The following is a 20,933-nucleotide window of genomic DNA, read 5'->3' on the forward strand; positions in this document are numbered from 1 at the left end:
TGAGAGCAACACCACTCACGATGTGTACTTCGATGACCTGAGGATTCCCACACCAAGAGCAAGATTCTACAGGAAGATTATTACTATTCTTTTGGGATGAATATATAGGCATTGTATTCTAGTGTGCCCTTGCCCAAATCAAATCGGTTCAAGTATAATGGAAAGGAGCTTAATGAAGAATTTGATCTGGATTGGTATAATTATGGAGCTAGAAATTATGATTCACAGATTGGAAGGTTTTCAACCATAGACCCACTTGCGGACAAGTATCATTTCCAGACACCTTATGTCTATGCCGCTAATAATCCAATTAGATGAATTGATTACAATAGGGAAGAGTATGAGTCGAGTATGAGGGAGGGGGTGCAAGAAATTAGAGATTTTTATAACATGCTTGTAAATAATAATGAAGAAGATGATAATTAGGTATAAGTTTTTGTGTTTGGCTCTATCGGTTCTTTTAATCGGAGTGTCTTGCCAAGGTGAAACAGTCAATGGAAACGGTGAGAAAATAATGGGTAGATGGAGTGCTTATGAAAGAACTACTGCGAATGGCGATACACTAATGAGCACTGGGATAAGAACTACTTTAATATCTGATATCGAATTCATGAATGGCTCAATTGTGAAGGACTATAGTACCGAGGATTTTTTTTATGATTTCAGACTGGAAGGTGATACCTTGATTTTAGGTAGAAAAGAATATATAATCTCTTTTATCGGTAATGATACTCTTATAATGAAAGAGAAAAAAGGACTCATTTCTGATGGGGGGTTCATAAATTACTTAAAAAGATATTAGTTGGAAGCTAAGACCCAGTTGAAGCTGAAATCTGGGGATTTTGGTTTGATTAGAAAGGTCAAGTTGTTAGCCTACGTGCTCTTAGGTGTTGGTTATGGTGTCTGGCTTTTTTTTACTCCAGCTAGGCCTAATTTAGATTCATTCTCATTTCTTTTTGGTATTTCAAGAGAATGGAACATGTATTTCTATACTCTTAGTGGTGTTTTTGTTTTGAGTGGTATAATTATTTATCTGAAGTATTTGAGTATTAAAACTGGAGATTTACTTCTTATTACTGATAAAACGATTAATTATAAGAATACTAGGTTTAATATAAGTAAATTGAAGTCTATCGTATTTGAAATCAAGAATGTAGGTTTGAATGGCTATGGAACACGAAGTTTGAGAGTAGGTGGAGGTAATTTTTTGTCGTTCAACTACAAAGGACAAAATCAGAGAATTGAGTTTTATGTTGAAAATAAAAAAAGTGAAGATTCTATAAGATCATTTGTAAAAAAACTCTCCACTGACTTTGATGAAATAGTTTTGAAGGAGTAGGTATGCTATCAATTATCTGTTAAAAACACAAAGCCCTCTTCGGAGGGTTTTTTCATGAATACGCCTGTTTGGCATTGAAGTCCCTTAGGAGTGCATTAACAACCCTCCAGAGTCAGTCTTTTTCCTCATTAGGACGAGAGGAAGTCTCCCTTGGTCTTTAACCAAGTCTATTGGTGCCTTGGTGGCATCTACCAAAACCTCTAAAGAGCAATAACTGTGTGCATCGGGTGAAGAAACCTGAACAAGGGCCACAAAAAGTGGAATAACTCCCGTGCGGAACATAATAGGTACTTCGCAAGGAAGGCAAAGAAAAAAATAGCCTCGACCCTGCTGGTGATTCTTGCAAACGTTACTTCCTATGAACAAGGAATTAACGGGAGATATAATTTCATTGATTTCATTACGCTTTAAGGAATCTTGGTGATGCACAAACGTTTGCATCAAAGTTTTGTAGTACAGCAAAGTTCTGCACCGGCCATATCTGTATTTTTGATATTCCTTTAAAAGCCAGACGCATGAATTTTAAACTTAAGCATCCGTACAAATTTGGTAAAGGCTATGAGAAGCCCGTGGCCTATTTCTCTATGGAATTTGCCATCGACCAGCCCCTTAAAATTTACTCAGGAGGCCTGGGGTTTTTGGCCGGATCGCACATGCGCAGTGCCTATGATCTTAAGCAAAATATGGTGGGTATTGGTATACTTTGGAAGTACGGCTACTACGATCAGGTAAGAAAACACAACAATGAGTTGGATGTACTCTGGCAAGAACGGCACTATAATTTTCTTCAGGAGCTCGATTTCGATATTGAAATTACGGTCGACAACCACCCGGTTAAGGTCAAGGTGTATTATCTGGCGCCCGAAGTGTTTGGCACAGCCCCGTTGTTTTTGCTTTCTACCGACCACCCGCAAAACGACCACCTGGCCCACACCATCACGCATAAACTATACGACAACAATATCGCTACGCGCATTGCTCAATACATTTTGCTTGGGGTGGGGGGAGCCAAACTTCTGGAAAAGTTAGGTCATGAAGTAGAGCTTTACCATTTCAATGAAGCACACGCCCTTCCCGCAGCTTTTCGTTTGTTGGAAAAACTAGGAAGCGTAGAAAAAGTGAGGGAAAAACTGGTGTTTACTACCCACACCCCTGTTAAAGCAGGTAATGAGATAAACGACCCCAATTTCTTACATAAACTTGGGTTCTTCAACGGATTCTCTATTGGCGAAATAGATCGACTCATTGGCTTAGATGAAGGAATGTTCAACCACACTCTGGCGGCCTTGAGACTGTCTAAAATAGCCAATGCCGTATCCAAAAAACATCAGGAAGTTTCATCGGCCATGTGGGGAGGCTACACCAACATCTGCGATATTATTCCAATTACCAACGCTCAGAACAAAACTTACTGGACCGATAAAGAACTGGAAAAGGCCTATGAAAAACGAAGTGTGAAAAAGTTTACTAGCAGAAAGAAGACTTTGAAAAGCGAGCTTTTTCAACTGGTGGCCGACCAGACCGGGAAGATCTTTGACCCCAATATACTCACTATTGTATGGGCCAGACGCTTTGCAGGATACAAGAGGGCCGACCTGATTGCCCGGGATGTGGCTCGCTTTGAGGCCCTCCTCAACGATAAAAACTACCCTGTACAAATGATTTGGGCAGGAAAACCTTATCCGCTAGATCATTCGGCTGTAAGCACCTTCAACTGGCTGGTGCATTTTACACGAAAGTACCACAACGCCACAATCCTAACAGGCTACGAACTGAGCCTTTCGGCCATGATGAAAAAAGGATCCGATGTATGGTTGAACAACCCCAGAATTCCGTTGGAAGCCTCAGGAACTTCAGGTATGACAGCCGCTATGAACGGCTCGCTCAACTTTTCTACCAACGATGGCTGGATTCTGGAGTTTGGAGAGCATGGCAAAAACGCTTTCGTTATTCCGGAGGCCGATACAACCGCTCCGGAAGGCGAGCAAGACCAATGGGATGCCGACCATATGATGCACATACTTGAAGAGGAAATCGTGCCCATGTATTATAAAAACCACGAGCAATGGGTGGAAATGAACTTTCAGAGCATGGCCGATGTGAATAAGTACTTCAGGGCTTCGCGAATGGCCGATGAGTATTATAGAAAACTGTACAACCATCACTAGAAACTAAGATTATTGCTATAATTGTAAGGCAGTTGAGAGACCGTCTTTTTATTGGAGTTTCCAGGAGTACGTGCTCAAGTTGTATGGCTTGAGCTTCTCATACTGGCATCATTGGTGTCTTCACAAATGAGTCTTTTAAGACGTTAAGAAACCGTCAAGCCGGGCTTAGGCTTGCAAAAGGGGTATTAGCTCAGTTGGTTTAGAGCGCTGCCTTGACAGGGCAGAGGTCACTGGTTCGAATCCGGTATGCCCCACAAAATGGGGAGAAGCGCTTAGGCAGGAATACGTGCCCTTGCCTTATCTAATCTGTAGCTTCTCTGACCCTTCGTTTAATTCTCTACCATACCTTCAGCCCAACTTTTGGTATTCCCCAAAAATCCATTCACAATCACCAAATGATGCCTACAGTGTCTGAGGGAAAAAATCAGGAATTGGAACTAATACAGTGCATTTGGTAAAGCCATTGTTTTAGTTCAAAACCAAGTACTTCTGTAAATAAGACTGCTCGTTTTCTGTGACCTTTTGCTAGACATTCGTCAAAAGGAAAGCTATATTAGAAAGAGAAGCGTAACAGATGAAAATAAGAAAAGCAGTATTGGGATTTCTATGGTGCGTTGTGGTTCAGGCAACCATGGGGCAGTCCAATGAAGCCATTCGAAAATATACTGAAACCATTAGTGCGGGAGTGCCTGTGCAGGTGAGAGGTGAGCTAATTCACAGTGTTCGCTTGCTACCCGAATTTTATTTTGAAAATGAATTCAGACGGGTGTGGACCCGCCCCCTTCAGGAGTCTTTTCTCAATCTGGTGAATAAGGCCTATGATCATGGACTTACCCCGGCCGATTATCACTTTGAGGTGCTAAACCGCCTTTATGCCGATCCTGTGGAGTCGCAGAGCACCGATGCCGACTTACTGTTTACCGATGCCTTTCTTTTATACGCCAGTCATTTTCTCAATGGAAAGCTAAACCCGGAAGAAGTAGAAGGCGAATGGCAGGCAGTGCGTAGAGAGGGCAATGCCAAAACCTTTCTGAAAAAGTGCCTGCAACAAGGCAATATGGAAGAGCAATTTGAACAATTGCAGCCCGAAAGCCAAAGCTATCGTGGCTTGGTGAGCGCACTAATGCACTACCGCGAAATAAGACAAAACGGTGGCTGGAATACCATTGAAGCTGGAGAAACATTGAAGCCGGGTATGAGCGGAAGCCGGGTACAATCGCTCAAATACCGACTTTCCATAGAAGGCTATTTTCTTATGGAAGAAGAACCCAACGATCAGTATACACAAGAGCTGGCCGAGGCAGTAAGACGTTTTCAGCAACACCATGGGCTGGAGGCCGATGGCAATGTAGGTAAACAAACACTGGCTACCCTCAATGTGTCGGTAGAAGCCAAGATAGCCAAGATAAAAGCCAATCTTGAGCGGCTTCGTTGGATAAACCAAGACTTGGGCGATCATTATGTGTTTGTAAACATTGCCGATTATAAAATGAAAGTATTTAAGCTCGATTCGCTCACCTTTGAGCAGCGGGTAGTAGTGGGCAAGCCATTTCGGAAAACCCCGGTTTTCAGCGATACAATGACCTATTTTGTGCTGAACCCTTACTGGACGGTACCCCCAACCATTCTTTTCAACGATGTACTTCCTGAAGTGAAAAAAGACGTAAACTACCTGCAAACCAAGCAAATGAAAGTGCTGCAGGGAGGGCAAGAGGTAGCTGCAGAAAGTATTGAATGGGCCAAGCTCTCTAAAAACTATTTCCCCTATACCATTCGGCAAGAACCCGGCCCGGCCAATGCCCTTGGAGCTGTTAAGTTCATGTTTCCCAATAAGTACAACATTTACATTCATGATACTCCCAGCAAAGAACTCTTCAATCGACCCGACAGAGCCTTTAGTTCCGGATGTATCCGTCTCAACCAACCCCTTTCGTTTGTCAATTACCTGATCGCTGAAATGCCCGATTGGAATACAGAGAAAATAAAAGCGGTGTTGGAAACCGGCAGAGATAAAACTGTCATGCTGCGTAAGCCACTCAGTGTGCATATTCTTTACCTCACCGCCTGGGTCGATGAAGATGGCGTGCAATTTAGAAACGATGTGTACCAGAGAGATGCCGCGGTAATTAGTGCCCTTTCGGAAAGTGCTCCCAACCTTAATTAACTCATGGTTAGAATAGCCTCTACACTAATGCTTCTGGTAGCACTAAGTAGCGCTGCCCAGGCAAAAAATAAACTCTCGTTTCATGTGTTGGTCAACGGTGAAGAAGTACCCTATAGCCTCTTTAGTTTTTTTGTAATGCCCGGTGAGGTACTTGATGTTTCGGCCAATACCGATTTTGAGCTGCAGGGCAATGACCTTTCCGTGATCAACATTTCGGTTATGGCCTATAAAGTAGAAGCCCCTGCCAAGCCTGGAGCATATTCCGTTGCTATTAGCAAGGGCGAAGAACGAATGGTCTTGAACATTCTGGTGCTTACGCCTATGTCCAATAAAAAGGGAGAATACCTCAACGGATATCGTATAGGCAACTATCCGGCAAGAATGCTCAACAATGATCCAATATATGAACGCCCCAAAGGCTTGTTTGAGGTTACAGAGGCCACGGCCAACCTTCAACTCACTCCACATTTCAACATAAGCCAGTTTTTGTGTAAGCAAGCCGGAGGTTACCCCAAGTACCTAATTGTGAGAGAACGTTTACTGCTCAAGTTGGAATACCTGTTGGCCATTGCTCAGGCAGAAGGTATTGCCATTGAAACCTTTGGCTTCATTAGCGGCTATCGTACCCCTTTCTATAACAAGTCCATTGGTAATGTGCCCTACAGTCGCCACGTGTGGGGCGGGGCTGCCGATATTTTTATTGATCAGAATGGAGACGGACAAATGGACGATCTTAACAATGATGGGGTAGTAAACGATAAGGACGTGCGCTACTTCTATAACCTTGTAGAGGCAGAATACAATAAGCAGGAGTACAAAAAATTTATTGGTGGCCTGGGCTTTTACAAGAAAAATAGTCGGCATAGTGGTTTCATTCATGTAGACGTACGAGGTAAAAAGGCCAGGTGGTAGCTGTTACGCTTAATGGCCAAGCTCTTCCATGGCCTCCTCCAACAAAGGGTCTTTACCCTCCGGAAATTGGCTTAGCGTAGTATTTATTTCCCGATCCGGGGCAATGCCCAAATAGTCCCAGTTGTGGCCATCAGCATCCAGAATTTTCTCGAACGTAAGGGAGAACCACCAGCCATTGAGCATTTCGAATCCCCTCACCGAGCCCTGGGACCCTGCTGTGCGCTGTCCTATTACCGTAGCGTTTTCCAGGAGCTTCATGGCCAGTACAAACCGTTCTCCCGCACTTACTGTATAGCGGCTGGTGAGCACTATCACCGGTTTGTTGTAGTAATAATGAATTGAAGGATTGACGAACCACTGATAGGCCTTATCGAAATCGTTGGGTAGTGGTCCGTTTTTATTGAACGATTGATGCCACAAAAGCTGGTTTTGTGTAAAGTAGGCGGCAAGAGCCTGAGCATATATAGCGCTGCCGCCATCGTTGTTGCGTAGGTCTATTATTAGCCCACTCGTGGAACGCAGGGCGTTCATAGCCTCCTGAATTTCTGGTGGAGGTTGGTTGTAGATTGTCCAGTTAGTAAAGTCAGGCAGGTAGAGGTAGCCAATATTTTGTTCCAACCGACCATAAACTGCCCGACTGTTTTCTGAATATAAGCCCTGCAGATAGTGGTTTTTAATTCGGGCTAAATCAACCGTTCGCTCATAGTTTAGGTAATTGAAGGTAAGAAAGGTGCTGTCGGGTGTTACCAAACGAATGTGCGGATCCTCAAGACTGGCAAGTAGTCGGGAGCAAATAACAAAAAATTCGCTTTCTGTAGTGTGGGCATTTAGCTCGTCTTGTGCCAGCCGGTAAGCCGCTTCAAAATCCGGTCGTTGGTCAAAGTTGGCATAGTATGCCTTGGTGGTTTCATACAAATGCCTTAAAACCAATTCTTTATTACTCCTTTCGGCTTCTTCCATCAGGCAGCCGTTTAGTAATAGGACGAAAATCAGGGCAATCCATTTTTTCATACTTACAACCGATATTCCAATAGAACCAACCATTGCAGGCGTATGCCTTTAGACACTTTGGGATAATTAATTTTATAATGCTCGAACATTAGTTCGGAGCGCAGGCTGAGTGCATCAGAGAGCTCCTGAGCATAGAAAACTTGCAAGGTATATTGCCAAAAGCCATTGAAGGGTAATGACCACTCACCGTATTTTACTATACCCTTTTTCTGAAAAAGGTCGGCCAGAAAAACTTCATCTAAGGTGAACTGTGGGCGGTGAAGGTAGGCCAGTATGGGAAGCTGCACCTGCCAGCCTACTTGTTCTTTACCCGGTAAATAGGCGCCACTATACACCGCAAACAAACCGTTGACCGACTCCCAGCTATAGCCGTCCAAAGGAGTATAGACCCTGAAAAAAGTGGTGGAACGCAATGAGCCACCCAGGGAATGTGCCCACAGCGATTTTTGTTTAAGGCTGTAAAGTAAGGTATAGCTAATATCCACCCAATGCCATTCCCTTGTTTCAGTACCCACCTTTGTGCGCATGGGGTAGGCGTTGGTTAAAAGACTCGAAGTGGCTTGTATATTGAGTCGGTGCGTGTATTGCCGAGTGTTTAGGGAAGCTCCCAGAGTAAGCGGGAAACCATATCCGGAATAGCTGAGGGGAGACCCGGCTAGATCGTACGATTGCACGGTTTGCACCCCCGTACCCAGGCGTAGAAATGTGCCTTGCTGGCCTATGGCCTTCAGACCAACGCATAGAAAGAGTATGAAGGCTCCGTATTTCACCATTCCTCCAGTTTTCCACGGTCCATTACATGTCCTGATTCTACCCGTTGAGTCATTATAAAAACATCTTCTTCAGGAATGCCCACAATATCCTGTACCAACTCGAGAAAGCTTTTCTGCAGTTGTTTTATGCCCTCAGAGGGCCACAACGTAGGAAGGTTTATTTCAGCCCTCAGGCTGTAGTGTGCTCCGGCTGTCAGATAGTCCGTAAGCAATACAATGTTAATGTCGGCCGGACGGAGCCGGTTCAGAATAGACCAGGCTTTTACCAGTCGGTTCCAGTCGGCCGGTTCAGCGTATTTTTCAGAAACATAGCAGGTAAGTAAAGGCATAGAGAAATGAGTTTTTGGTTATACATGAGTTGGGAATGTATTCATTGATGGCCGAGACTATATCGCTCCATGAGTTTTCGCAGAGCAGGCGAATCTTCAATGAGTGAATGCTCCAGAGCCGATTCTATGTGCTTTAAGTATTGCTGATTCAGCTTGGTGTCTTTGAGCCAGTAAGAGGCCTTAAGTAACTCTATATAAGCTCCCGGCCGGCTCGGAAACAGTTCGTTGGCTAGTTTCAGATAGGGCAAACCATCTTCGATTTGTCCTGTCCACGTTCGGTCTCTCCCCAATAGAAATAATGGGTCAAAACTCACAAAGCCGGCATCTTTGGCCAATTGTGTTTGCAGAAGCTCTTTGAGCCCACTCCAGCCTAGCTGCTCTTTGAGTTTCACGATTTCCTCCTTTTGAAGAGGAGGGGGCAGCGGAGGGAAGTGGGTGAGTTTATCCGGCTTCCGAATAAAGCCAAAAGGCTCCATTATAGTATCGTTGAGTGAATTGTTGAGGGCTTCTGTGAGTGTCACCTTTAGTTGCAGCAAATGTTGCGAAGCTTCGGCCATATGGGCACTGCGGTACTGGTTAATGGCATGTGGGTATTGAAATAAACCATGAGTGGCCAGGCTGTCAGCCAAGCGAATCCAGTACTGGTCGGCATAGCGGAATGTGCTTTGAAACGAACTATCGATGCGGCTGGTATCTGGCCCATGCACCATAACATAAGGTATGTTGAGTTTTTGAATTTGGTAGTGCAGGGGGAAGAGCTCTTGAAAATGTTTGGTACTGCCTTTCCAGGTTTCTGTACCGTCAAATGAAATAATACCGTCCAATATGCCGGTGGCCTGTTGCAGCGCGAAGATAACAGCTCCTCCATAACCACTGCCCAAACCTAATAGGCTCTTGTATTTCAACCCCAAATGTGCGGTTATAAAGCGCAGACCAAAAAGCAAATCTTCAACAGAGCTAAGTTCCTGATAAGGCATATCCAGACCATCCACAGCCAAAGCAATAAAACCCTTCTGCGCCATGGCTTCGTGGAAGGCCCACTGAGCCTTCACATGCCCTGAATGAATTAAAAGAGGAAAAGCCGATTCTATGGGGTGGGCATTCTTAATGGCCAGCGATTTTTCTTCAAAAAGGCTACGGGCCGAGGTCAGGGGGAGTGAGGAGAGCAGGCGCTCCTCTTGCTGTGTACGGCTAGCAGCATCTGGTACTTTTTGTTGCAGAAACTCTTCTACCGCCCAATGGTAGTCTTTATGACTCATGTATTCAGGTTGGGTAGAAGCAATGGCCGGATACCAAACATGAATGAGCAACTTACGGTAACGCTGCTTGGGTGATTCTTTTAAATAATTGTGGAGTGAATTTTCCTGACGAAGCGAATCGACCCATTCAATGGCCCGGTAACCCACGGGATAATGACCTTGAGCATTTAGGGTTGAGAGCGCGAAAGGGCCAAGTGTAATAAGCACTAGAAAGACGCTGATACTTCTTTTCATATCGGTTTAGGGCTATTGTTTCTTAATGCATCGGCAGTTAATGAGCATGTCTGAAGTTGCACTGATGTAGGTTGGCTTTATGGTTGTGCTGTCTTTACCCTGATGGTAGAGATGAAGACCTATGATTTTAAGGTCGTTGTATGGTTGACTTTCGGGGGCAGGGTTGTTCCAGACCGTATCTGTGCGGCTCAGCCAAACTTCCATGGAGCCTCGGGCACGCAGGGGAGTTTCGTTTTCAGCAAGGTAAATGCCCGCCATTTCTATGTTCAAAGGATTCAAAACCTGGCGATGAACCCGTTTGCCTCCCCGGCTATTGACCTTGCCTTCTAATCCTGCAATCAAGTCTAACAAGTGGGCGAAGGAGGGCAATTGCCAGCCTTCCGGGCAAATTTTGGCAGTGTCGGCCCAGTGGTAAAAAAGTCCCAGGGTATGGCAGTCAGTTTCCACCGGGCAGAGTGCCGAGACTTCAGAGCCTCGGTAGGAAACATTTCTGGTAAACCATTCCTGTCCATTCAAGGGCAAAGTGGGGTATTCCTGTCCATCTCGGGAGTCGAGAGCTATGCCTTGCGCCTGAACAGATGAGGCCAGGAGCAACCCTGAAAACACAAGCATCCACTTACTTTTCATGGAGTGCAGGGTTTAGTGAAATTGGGTTAATCAGGTAGCCATCGTGCAGCGACTTATCGTTAGCCGGGGTACCGGTGAGTGAAATTTCCTCACCATTGAGGTAGAAGCGAATACCATAGGTGTCTTCTTTCAGCGAACCAAAACTCACCACGAGTTGGGTGTTTTTGTCAAAGTGTTGATTGGAAATAACCATTTCGAACTCCCTGTAAGAGCCCATGGTCCAGGTGTTGGCCGTCCAGCCAAAACGTTCATAAAACTCTTCAATAGTATCGACTCCATTCGGATGTTTCTCGTCCCATGAAGCCGGGTCACGATAAATCCATTCGAAGTTTTCCGTTGGTGTGGTTAGTTGTTGGCCGGACCGTTTGTAATCTGCCTGACCCAGGGCGGCTGAGGCATGAAGTATCTTCAGTGAATCATTATTTACCAAATAGGCATTGAGTATGGTGAAGTTGTTGGATCGTATCCCTATGTAGGTGAAGTCGGTCGATTTTTTCACTACATAAAGTGGGGATCGGCTCACTTCCCTCATATAAGTGGTATCGCGAATTTCGTGTATCGAGACACTGCCATCAATCGAGTAGTTTTCCGGTAAGTGCTGTAGGGAAGTCCAGCGAGGCCCTGAGTTAAGTGAAATGGAGTCGATTAGTCCGTTTTTGCCGGTCACAAATAAAGTATTGCTCACCAGCAAGGCATCGTGCAGGTGAGGCCATTCATTGGGCAATACGGACCAGGTATTGCCTCCATCTCTGGTTCTGAAAACAAGGGCTTTTGGGCTGTCTTCGTCCAGAGTTCCGCCAATTACAAAACCATCGTTGGCATTCTGAAAAAGTACCTTTCGGAGCACCCACCGGTCGTCCGGCTTAAAACCCGGAAGCAAAGCATTTTCCCAGGTATTTCCTCCATCTTCCGAATGCTGTACCACCCAGTTGTTATTCACCTTTCTGGTCTTCCAAATCTGCCGATCGTTAAGGTAGAACATCCCGTTCATGTAGGCCGGAGACCCGACTCTGTAATCTTCGGTATTAAGCAACTGGCGACTAATCTGATTCCAGGTTTTTCCACCATCGGTAGTGGTAAAAGCTATGGGTGAAAATGAAGGTTTTTCAGCCGATGGCTCGGTGCTAAATCCTGAGATGTAGCCGTTCTGTGCATCTTTAAAGTGCATGTCGTAGTAAGCCACAAAAACCCCTTTCGGTTGCTGGTTCTTGCCTGGAATGTTTCGGTAATGTTCCTTAATTCGGCCGGGAACCAACGGGCTTATTTCGGTCCAGTGGTTTCCGCCATCGGTTGTTTTATAAACATAGCCGTAGTCTCCGCATACATAGCCTGTCAGGGAATCCGTAAACTGTATGTCTTCAAAGAACTCTGCCCCTAAATGGGCTTTTTGTTGCCATGACCTACCGAGATCATTGCTGGCAAAAATATGGCCCCCACCATAGTCTACAGCCCAAAAGGAACCGTTTGACAGGGTAAGCTTATGCAAGGTAGTACCTTCGGGTAGTCCGCTGAGTTGTTTGGCCTTAATGGGTAAAAAGAATAGGTGTAAACAAAAGAGCAAGGCAAAAATTCTCATGGTTTAAAAGTTTAGCGTGGTCCAGTTAATGGTTTGTTTTCGGGTTGAATTGACCGGGAAGATCACTGGTTGAAAACCTTCCGGCCCAATCATATTGCGGATTTCTATGCGCCATAGGGCATTGTTTAAGTCGAAGTGCTTTTTGCTAAACTGAAACTCCATGCCATCATAGGCTATGTAGCTGCTGGAGTAAGGGTTGACCTCCGGCATACTGTCTCGGGCAAGCTGCATTTTTTTCCTGTCGAAGCGCACGGTGTTGGCCGTCCAGCCAACCGTGTACCCCCAGAGAGTGGGTGGTTCGGTGTCTGTCCAGGTGCTGTCTGGCAATGAGCGTGCACCGAGTTGGGAAGATGCGTGAATATTGAGCAAACCGGAGGCTTGTTGTATAAACACATCGACATACAAGGGTTTAGTTAGCTTACTTTTTACGGCCACATAGTAGTAGTACTCATCCGACTTTGAATAAATGCTATTGAGCGAGTCAAGGGTTACAACGTGGGCATCGGCCCATTCCGTAGTGCTAATTTGCCCATCAATCATAACGGGCCGGCTAAGATCTCCGCTGCAGCCTTGAAGGAGTTGAAAAATTGAGATGGTGCTCAAAAGTAGCCTACTCATCAAACATCGCTTTTAGTGACTCTCTGTATATGTTCAGCCGTTGTTGGTTTTCATATGATCCGCTGTTTACCAGCAGAATAAACGTGGCATCGTGCTCAGGAAAGTATTGGGCAATGGTTAGAAAACCATCGATACCTCCCGTATGACCGCTGGAATTGCCATAGGGGGTGCGGTTGTGTTCTAGCCCCAGACCATTTTGGAAATGGCCAAAATCCTCATCTACCCAGTCGGAAGGTAAGTCTTCATAGGCAGTCATTTCTGCTAATGATTGCTCACTAATGATGTCGCCCTGGAGCAATTTTTCGAAAAATAACCCCAGATCGTAAGCATTTATGGCTATGCCTCCATCGGCTGTGTTTAGCTCATCTCTGTACAGAAACTCACTTTCTACATACTGACCGTTGCCGTAAATATCTACATAGCCTTTTACAGTACCCGGGGGAATGGGCCGGGTGGTGCTGTAGTATGCACTAGAAAGCCCGGCCGGGATAAAGATTTTTTGCTCGTAGGCTTCTTGAAGCGATAGCCCTGAGGCTTTTTCTATGACCATGCCCAATAGCAGGTAATTGGTATTGGAGTAGTAGTAGGTTTCTCCAATGGCATTGGTGGCTTTTTTGCCGAAAGCATAGGCCAATACTTCTTCCTGAGTCCAGCCGTTGTCTTCGCGGTTAATCCGATCCAACTCAAATTGCAGGGTATAATAATCGGGAATACCACTGGTGTGGTTCAATAAATGGCGCAAAGTACTACCCTTCACGTTCTCGAGTTTCTCGGCTATTTTGCCATCCACCCATTCCGTTACGGGGTCGTCCAATGATAATAGGCCATCATCTTTAAGGGCCATTATGGTGGCGGCTGTAAACGATTTGCTGATGCTGGCAATCAGAAAAGGGCTACAAGGAGCCACATCGATTCCCGAAGCAATATCGGCCTTGCCACTGGCTCCAATCCACACGCCATCACTGTCTTTAATCATCATGGCAGCACCTACAATTCCTGCTTTCCGGTTTCTGTCCAGAATCTCCTGATAAACCGCTGCCCTGGGATGATTTTGACTGGAATCGTTGAAGTTGAACGAGCAGCTATAGTAGCTTTCGGGGTATATATCGGGATTGGCGCAAGCCCACAAAAGAACTATGAAAAGGGTCGGAAGTAAATAGGTTCGGTTCATTTCTGCTGAAGTTTTATGTGAGTACCTGCTTTCAGAAATGAGTGTACCATTACGGGGATACCATTGGCAAACGGAGTTTCAATGGCGAAATCCTGGCGTATGAATGGCTCCCAGGCCGATGAGTTCCGATAAGTGAAACCCAGGCCCGCATTGGCCAGCAAGTGAGGGCGGCCCGTTTGTTTTACGCTTTCAAAGGTGCCACTATCGGGGTTTAGCTCATACACTTTACCGGGGTAGAACACGTGCATGTATCCTGCTCCATAATAGACATCGGCTGTAAACGAGTCGCTAATCTTAAAACTCACTGCCCATTCGGCCTTCAGGTAGAAGGCGTTTTCTACTTTGCGGTGAAAATACCAACCCAATTGCAGGTTCATGTTACTGAGCCTGTTGGTGTGTTTTTTTTCATTGAGCTCGTAGCTCATTTCCATACCCGGGTGCAGTGGCGTAAACCGTGTAAACGGAAAGGCCATACTCTCAGTCATGGCGGCAATAGATATGCGTTGGTTGTTTTGAGCTTTTGCAACTTGCATAGAAAGACCTATGAAGATGAATAGTAATTGTCTTCTCATAAATGGGGTTATTTTTCCTTCTTAAATGTTAATAGTACTTCCAGTTGACCGTGCCACTCGGGTTTTTGACCATTGGGGTAGGTCTCATCGTAAAGTTTCAGGCTTAGTGTATGCTGGGTTATCGTAAAAGCATAGTATTGTCGGCCACCTTCAAAACCGGGAACCTTGGCTATGTCCGGAACCGCCAGAAATACATGCTCATCCATGAGGCTGTAGGGGCCACTGTTAAATACTATATTTCTGAAAGCTGTTATGGTTTCCTTGTCGCTTGGGGCAGATAAAGCAGAAAATGCTTTTCGGGCTTTGGCGGTTGGGGTGTATACAATGCTATAGCGGTTGCGGCCAACCAGCAAACTACCTTCCTGACCCTGAAAAGTGTAGGTGGTGTCGGAGTAGATGTAGTCGATTTGCGAGAGCTTCCAAGAGCCTATCAATTGATTTTTCGTGCTGCGTATCTGCTCTATATAGCTTTTTAATTCTTCGTTTCCGTAGCCCAAAGCCAGGGTATAGGCCGTTTCTGAGTCATCGAAGCAAGCTACTGTGTAGCTGGCTCCTTTGTCGAGAAGTAGACGGGCGGCTTTTGTGTTTTCGTAGAATATAGCCCAGTGCAAAGCCGTAGATTGGTTGATTACATCGCGATGATCCAAATCTGCTCCCGCTTCAATCAGTGCTTTAATTACATCCAAATGGCCTCCCACAACAGCACCAATGAGCGGAGTGAGGCCATAGCTTTCACCAGCCAGATTGGGGTTGGCCCCGGCTTCTAAGAGTTGAGTAACCAAAGGCAGATACCCGTAACGTGCGGCAATGGCAAGGGGGCTTTGCCCAACCCGGTTCAACAGATTGGGTTGTGCACCGTTGGCCAATAGAAGTGCAACTATTTCCGGGGCATTGATTCTGACGGCATGATGCAGAGGGCCTTGTCCAAGCCCATCGAGCCGATTGATGTAGATGCTTTTTGGAAGCTCTTTTTTCAACCAGTGGCTTTGTCGCGATCGCACAGCCCTGATGAGTTGCTCCAATGGCCGGGGTGTTCCGCTATCGAGTGTGGTACCTTTGAAAACTTGTATGACCGAATCGGCATGCCACAACCTATAAGCTACATCCAGGGCGTTGCCGTGCTTACTGTGAATAGATAAGTCGGCTCCAGCGGCTATGAGTTTTTTCATATGGGCTGCATGGCCATAGTATGCCGCCCAATTCAGGGCTGGGTCTCCATTTGCATCGAGTGAGTTGAGCTCGGCTCCGGCATCAAAAAGTAAGTCCATAACTTTTCCATCGGCAAAGGCACTGGCATACATTAGTACGGAGGGTTTTAGGCCATTGTCGATGAGGGTATTTGGGTTTGCCCCTGCTAGCAACAACTCTTTAGCCCGGTTGTAATCATTGTTTTGCACAGCTAGTGATAGCAGGCTGTCGGTTGAGTTAGTCTGAGCACTGGCAGGCCTTATGCCAAGGATACATATTAAAAGGCAAAGGCTTGTTTTAAGCCACATAGGTGAGTCTTTTAAAGAATACAGAAAAGAGGATAATACCGGCCAGACAGAAGCCTATGATATGATCGGCCATGTTGGGAATTACAAACTCCAACGATAACTTGTACCAGTTCATCAGGGCCAGATCGGAGGCAAAGCCTGTTAGCATGGCGGCTAGCAGGCAAGCCAAAAGGGTGGCTCGCAAGTCTTGAGGTTTTACCTGTGCTAAAAGAAGATAGAGAGCACCAACTGTAAAAAGGTTAATGAGGAGGCTTTGCAAAAAATCAGTCGGATTGAACAATTGTGATGGCCCCGATTTGTACACCATTAGAGGAATTCGGGGGGCTGTAGCCAGTTTTTGTTCCAACTTTTGGAGGCTTTCCGGACTGTTGTCTTCCGGAAAACCGGGGTAATGATATACTCCATCTTCCAGACGAACACTACTAAGTTTGGTAAACTCTACCACGGCATCGGGTAGGGGCTGGAGAGACTGCCCGTGAAAGGGCAGCCCCATCCATGAAATGGCATTCCAGGCAAAAAGTGCCAGGGTGGCCAAAACGATTGCAATTGTTTTTCTTTTCATGGTTATGGTTGGTTAAAGACCGCAGTTTAAGGGTTCCGGCAAGGGTTGTGAGCCGTTTACTCCCCCTGATTCAGTGCCTAAAAAGGCCACACGGCATAGATTGTCTACACTGAATTTCCAGCGGTGATAGTTATCGCATAAATCGTAGCAGTCGTGCCACTCAAACACAAAGTCGTAGTAGCGAATGTCGTGGGTCTGATTGTAGTATATTCTGCCCGCACCGGCCGTTAGTAGGTTGGGTTGTGCATTGGTAATATCGCGGTGGCTGGCTTTCAGGGCCCGGGCAAAAGCAGGCATGTTCAACAACCTATCGGTACGAATTACGGCTGTGTGGTTGTTGTACTGTGTTAGACTAAAGCCATATGTTTCCAAAAGTCCGTCTATTGCGGCTATGCCGGTGCTTGTTTCTCCTGAAGCCCAGGCTCGGGCCACTTCAGAGTCTTCATTTACCTGGACAATGCAGCTGTAAACCGCCTGATTATTCACTACATGATGTACACAGTATTGAGAAAAAATGGAATCTCTTTGGGGTAGAGTGCTGCGGAAAATGGCATCGAGTCCACCCCATATTTTATCGGTTACTGAACCGGGTAATTCTATTTCGTGGGCCAGGGGATGTTCTGTTTCTAACATATAAGCTATGGCAATACCGGCCACATCGCGCTCATAGCTTTGTTTAAGTGGGGGAGATAAATCATCACCACAATTGGAGGGAGAAACACTGTCGTCTTTCTTACAGCTGCTCAGGCTTAGTAAAAGAATCAAAGCCAATGATGAATATAGTGGTGCCACTTTCATGCTTGTGAAAGTACGTGGTGCGGGAGAGCATTGCCGTTAATTAGGCTTTGCAGTTGTTAATTCCAATTGGGATTAACAACTTTTACGATTGGTACTGGGGTTTTCCTTGCGGTATTGAGAGGGTGTGCAGCCGGCAAATTTTCTAAACGATTGCCCAAATGTGACCTTGTTGTTGAAACCCGCTTTTTGGCCAATGGCTTCAATGGTAAATCGCTTGTATTCCGGATTAGTAAGCAGCTGCTTGGCCAGTTCTATACGGTGACGGTTCAAATGTTCCTGAAACGATTCGTTGATCTCTTCTGAAAAAGTTTGGGAGATGTGGTGGCTTTTTTCTTCAATGTGCAGGGCGAAATCGGAAAGGCTGAGGTCGTTGCGTTGGCATAGTTTCGGATCCTTGAATGCTTCTTCGATCTTTTTGCTAATGCGTTTTTTGTCTTTGGCAGAAATGGTCGACTTCATGTATTTGCGCGTAATCTGCTTTAGAAAATCAGGGTCGGTATAGAGTAGGTAACCAATTAGCAAGGTGAGTGTAGAGGTAATCACATAATACACATCAAAGTCTCTCCAGGTATTGGCAAACTCTGTAAACCAAGAAATGGTGACACAAGAAATAAAGTAAATGGCCGTAATAAGCCAGGTGTAGAGTCGCTCTTTGGGGGCTAGAGAAAACCCTTTGCGAGCCAGAAGTATAATCATAACAACACCATATGTAACAAGGTGCATGGCCCTTACATAGTTCAGGGGCATAATTACCTCCATAAAGTTTTCTTGTATATAAATGAGTTTTTCTATGCCCGACATTTGAAGGATGTCCCATAAGTAGATAATGGCCAAAAGGAAGGGGAGCAAGTGCAGGGCGTGCACCGGGCGCAAGGTGAAAGACTTGCGGATGCAAAGCTGAAGGTGCCAAAGCAGAAGAGGACCAAAGATAAAGCCTGACAGATAGTAATACTGAATGTAGTACTCCGGGTAGAGGTTTATGAACGGGCTGGTACCATATAGAAAGACCAGAATCTCCAGCCCTAGCATAAGAATGAATACCCCCAATGTAAGCGGGGCCTTACCCGAGTTTTTAAAAAGCAGGCCTCCGGCTACCAAAAACGATAGTATAGCGTAAATGAATAGAAGGTGTTTCAACAAATTGCTGTTAAGCCAGAAAAATAAAAAGGATTACGCAAAACCATTCTTTTACTAATACTTTTATGAAAACAGACAAGCGGCTGGAGGTATTGGTTGTAAGAGAAGCTGAAGTTAAAAAACAAAAGAGGCCAATTGGCCTCTTTTGTTTTGTCGGGGTGGCAGGATTACAACCACCCCGTGCAAATCTTTATGTATCAGTAAGTTACAAAACGTAATTTCAGCGGGTTCACCGTTCAGTTCTCAATTTATTCGAACTGGTTTGAGTACATTTGGTGAACTCCGAAACCTTTGTAAATATACAAAAAAGCCCGCTTTTTGGGTTCAAATCGTGGCAAAAAGTGCTGAATTTTATTGGTAAGGGGGCATAGAATTTAGTGCCGTTTGATTGCCTTCATTTGGCAAGGTCAATCGGTGATGTAACGCTCAACAATGGCAGGTGCAAGGCCGGTGAACTCGCAGAATTCATCTACACTGATGAACTGGTGTGGTTCTTTGGAAAACGCCTCCCTGATCTTGTTTAGGAGCTTCCTTCCGTAACGCTCGCTCTTGCCGGTGATGCGCTGCACGTCTTTTGGATAAATACAGGCTCGTTTGGTTTCGATCATACTCTATCTATACTTCATCTACGCTTTTGCTATACTGTAAATATACTAAATGGCCTCCGCAGTTCTTTTTGAACGAATCGGAATAAATGGTATCCCATCGTCCTATACGGAACCGGTCTTTTGTCTGCCTGAAGGATATGGCTGATTTTCGGGTGAGTTGCAACAAAGCAACGAATCAAAATCAAGACGTATGGCACGACAAAAAGGCATTATTAAACTGCAAGGAACCATCGGAGATGTGTCCTTCTACAAGAGCAAAGACGGTTATTTAGCCAGGGAAAAAGGTGGTGTGGATGGAGAACGGATCAAGAATGATCCGGCCTTCCAAAGGACCCGGGAGAATGGGTCGGAGTTTGGACGGGCAGGGAAAGCTGGTAAGCTAATTCGCACGGCCTTCAGGCCGCTCTTATTGAAAACTTCAGACAGCAAGGTAGCCTCCAGGTTGACCAAGCAATTGATGATCGTCCTTCAATCGGATGAAGACAATTCAAGAGGAGAGCGGACGGTTTCCAATGGAAACCTGGACTTGATCCAGGGGTTTGATTTCAATGCGGCTGGCCGACTGGAGGCCACACTATACGCTCCCTATGAGGTGAGTTTTGACCGTGCGGCTGGTACCGCATCCATTGACGTTCCTGAGTTCATTCCAGCCAATAGCCTGGCTTATCCTCAAGGTGCTACGCACCTAAAGATGGTGGCGGCTTTATCGGAGGTGAACTTCGACAATGATGAATTCACTTTCAATCTGGCCGAGTCGGCAGATGTGGAAATCAACAATGTGGCAACCGGTCCCCTGAAGCTGGATTTGGCTTTTAATGCCAACAGCGAGGAGGTACTATTGGTCGCCTTTGGCATTGATTTCTATCAATCAGTGAACGGCCAAATGTATGCCATGAAGAATGGTGGATTTAACTGTCTGGCTTTGGTTGAGGTAGACAAGTTTATCCAGCTACCGGAAAACTAATGATGCCCTGAAATGGAATTAACCCTATTCAGAGTTTATCATCAGGACGGTACCAACGGAGAGCTCTATGATGGGGAGCTGCTGATCAGCTTCACCATCGAGCTTCCCTGGAGGGAAAACCAGCGGATGGTATCGAGCATCCCGGAAGGGAGGTATGAGCTTGTAAAGCGATATACAGACAAACGGGACTGGCACCTGCTAGTGAAAAATGTACCCAATAGAAGCGGTATCCTCTTTCACCCAGCCAATGACGCCCTGAAGGAACTGAAGGGCTGTATAGCCCCGGTTTCAAAGGTCATCGGTCCAGGTAGAGGGACGCAATCCAAAGCTGCCGATTCCAGGGTGAAAACACTTGTGTTTGAGGCCATGGAAAGAGGCGAAAGTGTATTTCTCAATATTCAAAAAGCAAAAAGCGTATGACGATCATAGAAAGGGCGAAAGCCCCAACTCCCAAGTTTTTTAAGGTTCTCCGAAACATTGGCCTAGCACTGGCGGCAGCTGGTGGCGCATTGTTGACAGCTCCAATCAGTTTACCGGCCGGAATAGTCGCCCTGGGCGGCTATCTCACCGTAGGTGGAACGGTACTGACTGCAGTCAGTCAAGTGACCGTAGAGG

Annotated in this window: 23 protein-coding genes and 1 tRNA gene; 9 read left to right on the plus strand and 15 right to left on the minus strand. The window is 45.7% G+C overall.

Translation table 11 applies throughout. The annotated features are described in order from the left end of the window. Nucleotides 1-123 precede the first annotated feature (123 nt). From B3O12_RS18770 to B3O12_RS00695, 3 genes are all read left to right on the plus strand, one after another. The gene (locus B3O12_RS18770; protein ID WP_414706540.1) at nucleotides 124-318 is read left to right on the plus strand and encodes an RHS repeat-associated core domain-containing protein; all 195 of its coding nucleotides are present in this window, start codon (nucleotides 124-126) and stop codon (nucleotides 316-318) included. An 88-nt stretch (nucleotides 319-406) separates the two neighbouring features. Beyond that, nucleotides 407-802: a hypothetical protein gene (locus B3O12_RS00690; RefSeq protein ID WP_286754929.1), complete on the plus strand. Its 396-nt coding sequence runs from the start codon at nucleotides 407-409 to the stop codon at nucleotides 800-802. Beyond that, a complete protein-coding gene (locus B3O12_RS00695; RefSeq protein WP_286754930.1) occupies nucleotides 803-1,339 on the plus strand; it encodes a hypothetical protein in 537 nt (178 codons plus the stop codon). 84 nt (nucleotides 1,340-1,423) lie between these two features. On the opposite strand, the gene B3O12_RS00700 is transcribed toward B3O12_RS00695, so the two are convergent. Further along, on the minus strand, nucleotides 1,424-1,621 hold the full coding sequence (locus B3O12_RS00700) for a hypothetical protein (RefSeq protein ID WP_286754931.1): 198 nt from the start codon (nucleotides 1,619-1,621) through the stop codon (nucleotides 1,424-1,426). A gap of 233 nt (nucleotides 1,622-1,854) precedes the next feature. Between B3O12_RS00700 and glgP the strand changes: the two genes are divergently transcribed. From glgP to B3O12_RS00720, 4 genes are all read left to right on the plus strand, one after another. Next, nucleotides 1,855-3,507, plus strand: a complete 1,653-nt coding sequence (glgP, locus tag B3O12_RS00705; RefSeq protein ID WP_286754932.1) for an alpha-glucan family phosphorylase — start codon at nucleotides 1,855-1,857, stop codon at nucleotides 3,505-3,507. Nucleotides 3,508-3,686: 179 nt separating this feature from the next. Then, nucleotides 3,687-3,761 (plus strand) — tRNA-Val (locus B3O12_RS00710). Between the two features lie 320 nt (nucleotides 3,762-4,081). Next, nucleotides 4,082-5,671: a L,D-transpeptidase family protein gene (locus B3O12_RS00715; RefSeq protein ID WP_286754933.1), complete on the plus strand. Its 1,590-nt coding sequence runs from the start codon at nucleotides 4,082-4,084 to the stop codon at nucleotides 5,669-5,671. Between the two features lie 3 nt (nucleotides 5,672-5,674). Next, nucleotides 5,675-6,583: a D-Ala-D-Ala carboxypeptidase family metallohydrolase gene (locus B3O12_RS00720; RefSeq protein WP_189631726.1), complete on the plus strand. Its 909-nt coding sequence runs from the start codon at nucleotides 5,675-5,677 to the stop codon at nucleotides 6,581-6,583. A 9-nt stretch (nucleotides 6,584-6,592) separates the two neighbouring features. Here B3O12_RS00720 and B3O12_RS00725 read toward each other — a convergent pair whose 3' ends face one another. The 14 genes from B3O12_RS00725 to B3O12_RS00790 form a co-directional block, all read right to left on the minus strand. Next, nucleotides 6,593-7,543 (minus strand): S41 family peptidase, encoded by a 951-nt coding sequence (locus B3O12_RS00725; protein WP_286754934.1) that lies wholly within the window; start codon nucleotides 7,541-7,543, stop codon nucleotides 6,593-6,595. Between the two features lie 53 nt (nucleotides 7,544-7,596). After that, nucleotides 7,597-8,367 carry a hypothetical protein gene (locus B3O12_RS00730; protein ID WP_286754935.1) on the minus strand — a complete coding sequence of 257 codons (771 nt, stop codon included), beginning with the start codon at nucleotides 8,365-8,367 and terminating at the stop codon, nucleotides 7,597-7,599. Continuing rightward, on the minus strand, nucleotides 8,361-8,696 hold the full coding sequence (locus B3O12_RS00735) for a hypothetical protein (protein ID WP_189631729.1): 336 nt from the start codon (nucleotides 8,694-8,696) through the stop codon (nucleotides 8,361-8,363). Before B3O12_RS00735 ends, B3O12_RS00730 begins: the two co-directional genes overlap by 7 nt. A gap of 41 nt (nucleotides 8,697-8,737) precedes the next feature. Further along, nucleotides 8,738-10,189 (minus strand): hypothetical protein, encoded by a 1,452-nt coding sequence (locus B3O12_RS00740; RefSeq protein ID WP_286754936.1) that lies wholly within the window; start codon nucleotides 10,187-10,189, stop codon nucleotides 8,738-8,740. Nucleotides 10,190-10,201: 12 nt separating this feature from the next. Then, the gene (locus B3O12_RS00745; protein WP_286754937.1) at nucleotides 10,202-10,816 is read right to left on the minus strand and encodes an FISUMP domain-containing protein; all 615 of its coding nucleotides are present in this window, start codon (nucleotides 10,814-10,816) and stop codon (nucleotides 10,202-10,204) included. After that, the gene (locus B3O12_RS00750; RefSeq protein ID WP_286754938.1) at nucleotides 10,806-12,392 is read right to left on the minus strand and encodes a WD40/YVTN/BNR-like repeat-containing protein; all 1,587 of its coding nucleotides are present in this window, start codon (nucleotides 12,390-12,392) and stop codon (nucleotides 10,806-10,808) included. Before B3O12_RS00750 ends, B3O12_RS00745 begins: the two co-directional genes overlap by 11 nt. A gap of 3 nt (nucleotides 12,393-12,395) precedes the next feature. Beyond that, nucleotides 12,396-13,010, minus strand: coding sequence for a hypothetical protein (locus tag B3O12_RS00755; protein ID WP_286742855.1), 615 nt, complete (start codon nucleotides 13,008-13,010; stop codon nucleotides 12,396-12,398). After that, complete coding sequence (locus B3O12_RS00760) at nucleotides 13,003-14,181, minus strand: serine hydrolase domain-containing protein (RefSeq protein ID WP_286754939.1); 1,179 nt, start codon at nucleotides 14,179-14,181, stop codon at nucleotides 13,003-13,005. The genes B3O12_RS00755 and B3O12_RS00760 overlap by 8 nt, the downstream gene beginning before the upstream one ends. After that, nucleotides 14,178-14,753, minus strand: coding sequence for a hypothetical protein (locus B3O12_RS00765; protein ID WP_286754940.1), 576 nt, complete (start codon nucleotides 14,751-14,753; stop codon nucleotides 14,178-14,180). The genes B3O12_RS00760 and B3O12_RS00765 overlap by 4 nt, the downstream gene beginning before the upstream one ends. A gap of 8 nt (nucleotides 14,754-14,761) precedes the next feature. After that, nucleotides 14,762-16,249: an ankyrin repeat domain-containing protein gene (locus tag B3O12_RS00770; protein WP_286754941.1), complete on the minus strand. Its 1,488-nt coding sequence runs from the start codon at nucleotides 16,247-16,249 to the stop codon at nucleotides 14,762-14,764. After that, nucleotides 16,239-16,811: a hypothetical protein gene (locus B3O12_RS00775; RefSeq protein ID WP_286754942.1), complete on the minus strand. Its 573-nt coding sequence runs from the start codon at nucleotides 16,809-16,811 to the stop codon at nucleotides 16,239-16,241. Before B3O12_RS00775 ends, B3O12_RS00770 begins: the two co-directional genes overlap by 11 nt. A gap of 12 nt (nucleotides 16,812-16,823) precedes the next feature. Then, entirely contained in the window at nucleotides 16,824-17,609 is a 786-nt protein-coding gene (locus B3O12_RS00780; RefSeq protein WP_286754943.1) for a hypothetical protein, read from the minus strand. Nucleotides 17,610-17,681: 72 nt separating this feature from the next. Next, a complete protein-coding gene (locus B3O12_RS00785) occupies nucleotides 17,682-18,746 on the minus strand; it encodes a helix-turn-helix domain-containing protein (protein WP_189631739.1) in 1,065 nt (354 codons plus the stop codon). A gap of 407 nt (nucleotides 18,747-19,153) precedes the next feature. Beyond that, nucleotides 19,154-19,354, minus strand: coding sequence for a hypothetical protein (locus tag B3O12_RS00790; protein WP_286754944.1), 201 nt, complete (start codon nucleotides 19,352-19,354; stop codon nucleotides 19,154-19,156). A 190-nt stretch (nucleotides 19,355-19,544) separates the two neighbouring features. Between B3O12_RS00790 and B3O12_RS00795 the strand changes: the two genes are divergently transcribed. Both B3O12_RS00795 and B3O12_RS00800 read left to right on the plus strand, forming a co-directional pair. After that, a complete protein-coding gene (locus tag B3O12_RS00795; RefSeq protein ID WP_286754945.1) occupies nucleotides 19,545-20,318 on the plus strand; it encodes a hypothetical protein in 774 nt (257 codons plus the stop codon). A gap of 12 nt (nucleotides 20,319-20,330) precedes the next feature. Next, nucleotides 20,331-20,738 (plus strand): DUF5675 family protein, encoded by a 408-nt coding sequence (locus B3O12_RS00800; protein WP_286754946.1) that lies wholly within the window; start codon nucleotides 20,331-20,333, stop codon nucleotides 20,736-20,738. Nucleotides 20,739-20,933 lie beyond the last annotated feature (195 nt).

Source organism: Roseivirga sp. UBA838 (assembly GCF_002296035.1).
Lineage (GTDB): Bacteria > Bacteroidota > Bacteroidia > Cytophagales > Cyclobacteriaceae > Roseivirga > Roseivirga thermotolerans.